The 8,994-nt window shown below is 28.4% G+C and carries 4 protein-coding genes; 2 read left to right on the top strand and 2 right to left on the bottom strand.

Annotated features, from left to right (window positions below; translation table 11 throughout):
• Positions 1-49 precede the first annotated feature (49 nt).
• Entirely contained in the window at positions 50-724 is a 675-nt protein-coding gene (locus ACTG3V_RS14325; protein WP_439132857.1) for a peptidoglycan-binding domain-containing protein, read from the bottom strand.
• Positions 725-855: 131 nt separating this feature from the next.
• Here ACTG3V_RS14325 and ACTG3V_RS14320 point away from each other — a divergent pair, with 131 nt between their 5' ends.
• Both ACTG3V_RS14320 and ACTG3V_RS14315 read left to right on the top strand, forming a co-directional pair.
• Positions 856-5,916: a translocation/assembly module TamB domain-containing protein gene (locus ACTG3V_RS14320; protein WP_439132856.1), complete on the top strand. Its 5,061-nt coding sequence runs from the start codon at positions 856-858 to the stop codon at positions 5,914-5,916.
• Positions 5,917-8,211, top strand: a complete 2,295-nt coding sequence (locus ACTG3V_RS14315; RefSeq protein ID WP_439132855.1) for a BamA/TamA family outer membrane protein — start codon at positions 5,917-5,919, stop codon at positions 8,209-8,211.
• Between the two features lies 1 nt (position 8,212).
• On the opposite strand, the gene ACTG3V_RS14310 is transcribed toward ACTG3V_RS14315, so the two are convergent.
• A complete protein-coding gene (locus ACTG3V_RS14310) occupies positions 8,213-8,899 on the bottom strand; it encodes a Crp/Fnr family transcriptional regulator (RefSeq protein WP_439132854.1) in 687 nt (228 codons plus the stop codon).
• Positions 8,900-8,994 lie beyond the last annotated feature (95 nt).

The raw sequence follows: 8,994 nt of genomic DNA, 5'->3' as shown, positions 1-8,994 counted from the left end.
TGAGGTTAATTCCAAATCTTAATCTTTTTGCAAAAATCTAAAATCTAAATCAATTTACACACAACTTTTGAACTTGGTCCAACAATACTTCAAGGGTAAGTTTGTCTAAAAACCCATCTGCTAAAAGGTTGTTTTTTTCTTCAAATTGTTTAATAGCATTTAAAGTTTCAACTCGGTAAACACCATCAATTTTAATTTTATAGCCTTTGTTGTTCAATTCTTTTTGGACCTCGAAGATAATGGCGCTTTTTGAACCATTGTATAATTTAGTATCAGGATTAAACAGGGCTTTTATTCTATCTCTTTTTAATTTACTTTGATAGGTTTTTAAGTCAATTCCTTTTTCCTCTAAAAATTTCACTTCGGTATTGCTTAGTCCTTTATTTTTTAACTCAAATGAGTTTTGTAAAATAGCTTCATAGTAAGCTACTTTAGCTAATTTGTTAGCATAAGTTTCAACTGCCAATCGTGTTTCAATAGTATCATCTTCTGGTTTTCTAACATCGATTTCATTAGCAGTCCATTGAAAAATTACAAAACGATTTAAATCTTCAATAGCATTGTAATAAGTGAATAATATTTCTTTGTTATGATAAGTTACATCAATATTTTTAGTTGTTTTATAATTAACTTCTGGCGAATTGTATCGCTTATAATCACTATAAATTCCATAACCAATTAAAGAAGCTATTACTAGAAGTAAGAAGATGATAATTTGTTTCATAGTTACTAGGGATGGATTTATATGCTATTAAACAAATGTAGCAAATCTTTTTTAACAATATTCCATCAAGCTAAAAGAGTTAATATCTAAATCAATAAAAGTCAAATTTAGTTTAACACTATAGTATATTTGTGGATACAATAAATATAGAATTGACTTCAAAAAAAACTAAAACAAAAAAGTACCGATTTATAAGACGTTTACTTCGAGTATTCTTTGGTATACTTGTATTCTTGCTTTTAATTATTTTATTTATTAGGAGTCCTTGGGGTCAAAACATAATTGTTCATCAATTAACAGATTATGTTTCTAATAAAACAAATACCAAATTTAATATTGATAAAACTTTCGTTACTCTTAATGGAAATTTAAAAATTGATGGTTTGTTTTTAGAGGATAAAAAAGGAGATACTTTAGTGTATTCAAAATCTTTAGAAGCTAATTTGCCTCTTTTAGGAATGATTAGAGGAACAGATTTTGGCTTTGATGACATAAAATGGAATGGCTTAAAAGCTAATATTATAAGAAAAGACACTACTGCTGAGTATAACTTTCAATTTTTAATAGATGCTTTTGCACCAGGAGATACAGAAACACCCAAAAAAGAAAATAATAGTGCATCTACAAATATTATTATCGGCAATATAAACCTTGCAAATATTGATGTAAATTATATTGATATTCCTTTAGGAATTGAAAGTAGCTTTAAAATTGGAAACCTAAATGCAAGTACAAAAAATATTGATTTAGAAACAATGAATTTTGGTGTAAACGAAATTTTATTATCAGACTCTAATATTAAATATACTCAAAATGCAGTTGTGTCTACTTCTTCAGACGAAGGAGATTTACCAAATTTCTCATCAGAAAAAATCACCTTTAAAAATACAAAATTTTATTATAAAGACGCTGTTAGTGAGCTTGTAACAGATTTAAAGATAACAGATTTTTATTCAGATAACGTAAATTTAAATTTAAACAAACGTGATTTTAATATTGATGAAATTGCTTTAAATGATTCAAAAATTGGTGTTAGAATGCAATCAAGTTCTTCAAAGAGTTCAACTGCAAAAACGCAATTTCAATGGCCAAATGTAACAGCGAATATAGCTAAAGTTCATCTACAAAATAATACGGTTTCGTACTGTATAGATGATGCCAAAATACAAACAGATACTTTTAATGCAAATGCCATTGCAATACAAGAATTAAACTTAAATGCATCGTCCATTTTTTATAAAAATCAAAAAGGAAGTTTACAAATCAATGCTTTTAATTTTAAAGAAAGTTCTGGAATAAACTTAGAAAATTTAACCTTAAATACAGTTTTTTCAAATCAAGAAGTAGATGTAAATAATTTTGAGATTTTAATGGCCAATAATCAATTAAAAGGTAATGTTAAGCTGAATTATAACTCAATTACGGCGCTTTTAAATACTCCAGAACAAACTATAGTCTTTGCAAATTTTCCTACAATTAAGTTGAATCTCAATAAATTTTTAAAATTTCAATCTGTTCTAAGTAGTAATCCATATTTAACAACATTAGGTAAAAAACTGATAAAAGGAAGTGTTTTTGCAAACGGAACACTTTCAGAAATTAATCTAAAAAACACCAAAATTGGTTGGGGAAATTCAACCCAAATTTCTTTTGATGGTAGCATTAATAATGTTTCAAACCCTGAGTTTTTAAAATTAAAATTTCTTAATGTTGAAGCCAAAACTACAAAAAATGACATTAATAGGTTTGTTAAAGAAGAAAGTTTAGGTATTCAATTCCCAAAAAAAATTAATGTTTCAGGAAGTTTAAAAGGAACATTAAAAAACATTGCAGCAAATCTAAAATTAAAATCGACACAAGGAAATATCAACATAATAGGTGATTTTGAAAATCAAAATACATTTAATTACGATACAGAGATCAAAATCAACAATTTTAAAATTAATGAGTTATTACAAAATAATCAATTAGGTGAAATTAGTGCTACCCTAAAATCTAAAGGAAAAGGCAAAAGCTTATATGATTTAGATGCCATTTTAGAAACCAATATCAAAGCCTTTACACTCAATAATTATCCTTTAAAAAACGCTAATTTTAGAGCTGATTTTAAAAACGGAAAAGGAAGTATAACCTCTAATTTTAAAGACGATAATTTGAATTTGAATATAGAGGGAAATGTTATCTTAGATTCCCTAGATACAAAAGCATCTTTACAAGTGGATGTAATTGGTGTAGATTTAGAAGGTTTGGGTTTAATGAAACGGAATGTGAAAGCAGGTATGGATATTGCTTTAAATTTTCATGGAAATTTAGACAACTTTAAATTTGATACGAATGTTACAAAAGGTACAATAGTTTATAACAACAGGTCTTATCTTTTAGGTTCAATAGCAGCTGAGGGTTTTATAGATCAAGACACGACTGCATTTTTTGTGAAAAATAAAATGATTGATGCAAAATTACAATCAAATGCGGCTCCAAAAAAAATACAAGAAGCCTTACAAAATCATTTTTCAAATTACTTTTCAAAAGATACAAATAGGGTAGCTACTACTAAAAATTTAGTTGATTTAAAGGTAAATGGCAAGATAGCACAAACCACTTTGTTAAAAGAAGTGTTTCTAGTAAACGCAAAAGATATTGATACGATAGATTTTTCAGTTGATTTTAACGAAGCTCAAAAAAAGTTAAATGCACATATTACAGCACCGCATATCAATTATAGTGGCAACGAATTAGATAGTTTAGCCTTTACAATGACTGCCAATAATAAAAATTTTAACTTTAAACTTGGCTTTAAAGATGTTAAAGCAAATCCTTTATATATTCCTAAAACTGTGTTACAAGGTAATTATGCAAATAAAGAATTTTTACTGAATTTTTCGAGTGGGTATAAAGCGGATACTTTAATCAATATAAATACTAAAATAACGGGTAGTAAAGATCAACTTGAGTTTACGATAAATCCTAAAAATTTGAAACTAAACAAGCAATTTTGGGATATACCAACAAGCAATAATGTAGTTTTTAAAAATGATAAATTACAGTTTACAGATTTTAAAATTACGAAAAACAAGCAATCTATTGAAATTACCCATCAACTAGAAAAAATTACCAAAGAGCATGTTGCTATTAAGTATCATAATTTTAAACTAAGTGAGGTTTTTAGCTATCTAAATCCTACAAAAGAAATTGCAACAGGAGTTTTAAACGGAGAATTTGTGCTAGAAAATCCTTTTAAGGATACTGGTATTATTGCAGATTTAACGATACAGCAACTAAAATTTTTGAAAACAGACTTTGGTAAACTCTCTTTAGAGGGAAAATCTTTAGGTGAAAATACTTATGATTTTAACGTAAAATTAAAAGAAGGTGATATCGATTTAGATTTAACAGGAGACTATTTTGTAGAGAATAAAGAAGCCAATTTAAATGCAAACATCAAATTAAATACTTTTAAAATGAAAGCTTTAAATACACTTTCTTTAGGAGAAATTAAAGAAACAAGTGGTGCGTTTTCAGGCCATTTTAAAGTGAATGGTACTACATCCAATCCAAATTATAAGGGTGATTTATTTTTTACTGATGCCACGTTTAACATTACAAAATTAAACACAAAATTTACCTTAAAAGACGAAAAACTACAAATAGATAATGATGGCATTTATGTAAATAATTTTTCGGTTTTAGATGAAAATAAAAATGTGTTAAAGCTTTCTGGTAAAATTTTAACCAAAAGTTTTATAAACCCAGAATTCGATGTAAAGTTAAGCGCAAAAAACTTTAGAGTTTTAAATGCAACAAAAGAAGATAATCCATCACTTTATGGTGTGGCTTCTTTCAATGCTAATGCTAATTTAACAGGAGACCTACAAATCCCCAAATTAAAAGCCAATATAACTTTGGGCAAAGCAACCAATGTTACTTATGTGTTGCCAACATCTTACGCATCCGAAGAAAATAGAGATAATGTTGTTGTTTTTGTGAATCGAGAAAATCCGGATGCCATTTTAACTGAAACTGAAGAGCAAACAGCAACAATTAAAGGATTTGATATTAGCACACAATTAAAAATTAATAAAGAAGCAAAAGTAACTGTAATTATTGATAAAGAAACTGGAGATAATTTTAATGTTTCTGGTGATGGAGATTTGCTTTTTACGATGTTACCCAATGGTAATATTTCTTTATCTGGAGTTTATGAAGTTGCCCAAGGTCATTACGAATTAAACTTATACAATTTAGTAAATAGAAAATTTTTGTTAGCTCCTGGAGGTCGCGTTTCTTGGTCTGGTAATCCTTTTGATGCAAAATTAGGGGTTAAGGCAATTTACAAATTAGAAACTTCAGCATCACCATTAATGGCAGCACAAATTTCAAATGAAGATCCATCTGTCAAAAACAAATTTAAGCAAGTATTACCTTTTAATGTATTTTTAAATATTGATGGAGAACTAATGCAACCTAAAATTTCTTTTAAATTGGCAATGCCAGAAGAAGAACAAGGTGCAATTGGCGGACAAGTTTATAGTAGAGTGCAGCAAGTAAATCAGCAAGAAGAAGAACTCAACAAACAAGTTTTTTCGCTATTAGTTTTAAATAGATTTTACCCAGATTCTGGTAGTGATGGTAGTTCTGGTGGTTTTGCTACTATTGCCAGAGATAATTTAAACGATGCTGTTGCAGGACAATTAAATACTTTTTCTAATAAAATTTTAGGCAATACAGGTTTAGAACTTAATTTCGATTTAAATAGTTATACTGATTATCAAGGAAATACACCAACAAATCGAACAGAATTGGGTGTTACAGCGCAAAAAAAACTTTTTAACGAGCGTTTAACTGTAAGAGTTGGTAGCGATTTAGATTTACAAGGTACAAATGCAACAGCACAACAAACCCCAATAATTGGTAATGTTACCTTAGAGTATAAAATTACAGAAGATGGTAAATATCGTTTAAAAGGATTTAGAAAAAACGAATTCGAAAATATCATTGATGGTCAAACTATTGTAAGTGGTATCGCATTAATTTTTACGCAAGAGTTTAATGAGTTTAGCGAAATGTGGGCGGCTATTTTTAGATCGCAAAAAAATAGAAATGATAAAAATGATGAAGATGAAAAAAAGAAAGTAGATAAAAAAACTACTATTAATATAGAGCATAAAAACAATAAAAGTAAAAAGAACTAAATGTTCATAAAAAAATATTCATATCAACTCGCAGCCATTGTTTTTGTAATTGTTATACAATCTTGCAGCGTACATAAATTGATGCCAGAAGGTAAACGTTTATATACAGGAGCATCTATTGAAATTAATGCAGATTCTTCTATACAAAACATTGGTCAATTAAAGCAAAATTTGCAAAATATTTCAAGACCTGAACCCAACACAAAGTTTTTAGGGATGAATTTAGGGGTGTACTATTATTTTAAAAACCAAAAAGAAAACCCTAATTTTATTAATAAATGGCTGTATAAAAAAATTGGTCAAAAACCAGTATATCAATCAGATGTTGAGTTGGTTGAGGTTGCAGCTATTCTTAGAAACAGATTAGAAAATAATGGTTTTTTTTACAGTAGAGTAGTGTCAACTTTCCAAGAAAAAGAAAAAAAAGCTAAAGCTATTTACCAATTAAACATACCTAAACCTTATCGCATGGAAAATTTTAAGGTAGATAGTATGGTGTCTCCAATATATACTGATATAAAAACTATTGGACAAAAAACACCTTTTGAGAAAAATATGCGTTTTGATTTAAATAATTTTAAATTTGAAAGGCAAAGAATTGATTCAGAGCTTAAGAAAAAAGGATATTACAACTTTAATTCAAGTTTTTTAATTTTTGAAGCGGATACGAATCAATATGATGATAAAAAGTTCGATTTATTTTTAAAGTTGAAAGCTAAAGTTCCACGAAAATCTACTATACCTTATGTTTTAAAAAATATAAATGTTTACCCAAATTACAATTTAAAAGATTCAATTACAGGTGAGCATGTTGCTTTTGATGACAAAAAATATTATCAAAATAAAATTATTTTTAAACCTAAATACTTAAATGATTTTATCACCTTAAAGGTTGGTGAATTTTATAACCCAGAGAAATCAAAAAATACAGCAAGACGTTTGTCTACCATTGGCGCATACAAGTATGTAAACATTCAGTATAATGAAATAGATACCATTGCAAATGATGAAAAAGGAGCTTTAGAAGCAAATATTTTTTTATCACCTTTAACAAAACGAGCAATTCGTGCAGAATTGCAGGCAGTAACCAAGTCTAACAATTTTGCAGGGCCAACTTTAGGAGTTACTTTTAGCAATAGAAATTTATTTAAAGGTGGTGAAACACTAAATATTACAGGTACTTTAGGGTATGAAACTCAAGTTGCTAGTGGAGAAAATTCAGGCTTAAGCAGTTTGGAATTAGGACTAAAATCTGAATTAATTTTTCCTAGGGTAATAGCACCCATTAGGTTTAAAGAAGATTTTTTTGAATATGCAATACCGAAAACAAAAATGAGTTTAAGTGCTACATATTTAAGTAGAAGTGAGCTTTACACCTTGTCTTCTGGTTCTGCGCTTTTTGGATATACTTGGGATGCCAATAAATATACTACCTACGAAATTAATCCTATTTCATTAAACTACTCAAGTTTATCGAACACAACAACGGCTTTTGAAAATATTTTGAAGAACAATCCTTTTTTAGAAGAAAGTTTTAATCAACAATTTATATCTGGATTAACATTTTCATATACTTATAATGAAATGATCAACACGCAACAACATCAATTTTATGTAAATTCAACTTTAGATGTTGCAGGAAATTCAATTAGTTTATTTGGCAAAGAAAAAGAAATAGGAGAGCCAAAAGAGTTTTTAGGGCTTCAATATGCACAATTTGCAAAGGCAGACATAGATTTTAGATATCATTTTAATTTTGGCAGTGATAATAATCAAAAAATAGCTACAAGATTTTTTGCAGGATATGGTTATGCATATGGAAATTCAGATGTAATTCCATTTGTAAAACAATACTTTTCTGGTGGGCCATATAGTGTAAGAGCTTTTAATACAAGATCTTTAGGTCCTGGTACTTATCAAGGAAACTCAGAAACAAATACTACTTTTTTTGATAGAACAGGGAATATTAAATTAGAGGCAAATGTAGAATATCGTTTTCCTATTTATTCAATCTTTAAAGGAGCAGTTTTTGTAGATGCAGGTAATGTTTGGAATTCAGTATCGAATGACACTTTTAATGATGAAAATGGAAATGAAACCGATAAATTTACATCTAATTTCATCAATGAATTGGGTATGGGAACTGGTCTTGGTTTACGAATAGATGTGCAAGGTTTTGTAATTCGTTTTGATCTAGCTGCACCTTTTAACGATCCAAGTTTGGAAAAAGGAAACCGTTTCGATTTTCAATTTAATAAACCCGTTTTAAACTTCGCGATTGGTTACTCTTTTTAAGTTAAAAACCGTTAGAAATTTTCACCAATTCACTTTTATTTAAAATTTTTATATCTTTCTTTAAGAAAGTTATTGAGCCACTTTTCTTTAAGCTCGAAAGTAAACGAATTGCAGATTCAGTTGCAGTACCAATAATATTAGCAATATCTTCTCTTGATAAGTGAATGTTAATAGCCCCAAGTTCATTTGTACCAAACTTTTCTTCCAACTTTAAAAGTGTTTCTGCTAATCGTTGTTTCACACTTTTTTGAGCCATATCTACAATAATATTATCTGCCTTTTTTAAAGAAGATGCCATCGTTTTTAGTACATCCATGGTAAAATTTGGGTTCTTTTCAAGATCGCTTATAATTTCTTCTTTTGGTATAAAACAAACCTCCATATCATCAATGGCAACAGCGTTTAAGTTAGAAACCTCGTCAGAAATTAAACTTCTTTCACCAATTAAATCGCCACGTTGTACTAAGTTTACAATTTGGTTTTTTCCATTTTCACTCATTTTAGAAATCTTACAAACACCATCCTTAATACAAAAAACACCGTTAATATGGTCTCCTTCTTCAAATAAAGGTTCTCCTTTTTTAATGATTTTAGACGTTTTACAAGCGGAAATTCTAATCAATTCATCTTTAGAAAGATGCTTTAAAGAATTGAATTGGCGCACAATACATTGTTCACATTTACTCATGGGTTGATTTTATTATCAATATCAAAGATATTGAAAAACTGATAAAAATCATATTTTAAACTAAAATCTTAACGGAAATTTGCATCAGGCAAAAG

Source organism: Polaribacter sp., from assembly GCF_965660385.1.
Taxonomy (GTDB): domain Bacteria; phylum Bacteroidota; class Bacteroidia; order Flavobacteriales; family Flavobacteriaceae; genus Polaribacter.
Note: the sequence above shows the minus strand (reverse complement) of the source record. Positions and strands in the feature narration are given on the sequence as shown.

Excerpts from the sequence above, each read along its gene's own strand:
- ACTG3V_RS14310 (WP_439132854.1), bottom strand. The coding sequence starts at position 8,899 with ATGAGTAAATGTGAACAATGTATTGTGCGCCAATTCAATTCTTTAAAG.
- ACTG3V_RS14325 (WP_439132857.1), bottom strand. The coding sequence starts at position 724 with ATGAAACAAATTATCATCTTCTTACTTCTAGTAATAGCTTCTTTAATT.
- ACTG3V_RS14315 (WP_439132855.1), top strand. The coding sequence starts at position 5,917 with ATGTTCATAAAAAAATATTCATATCAACTCGCAGCCATTGTTTTTGTA.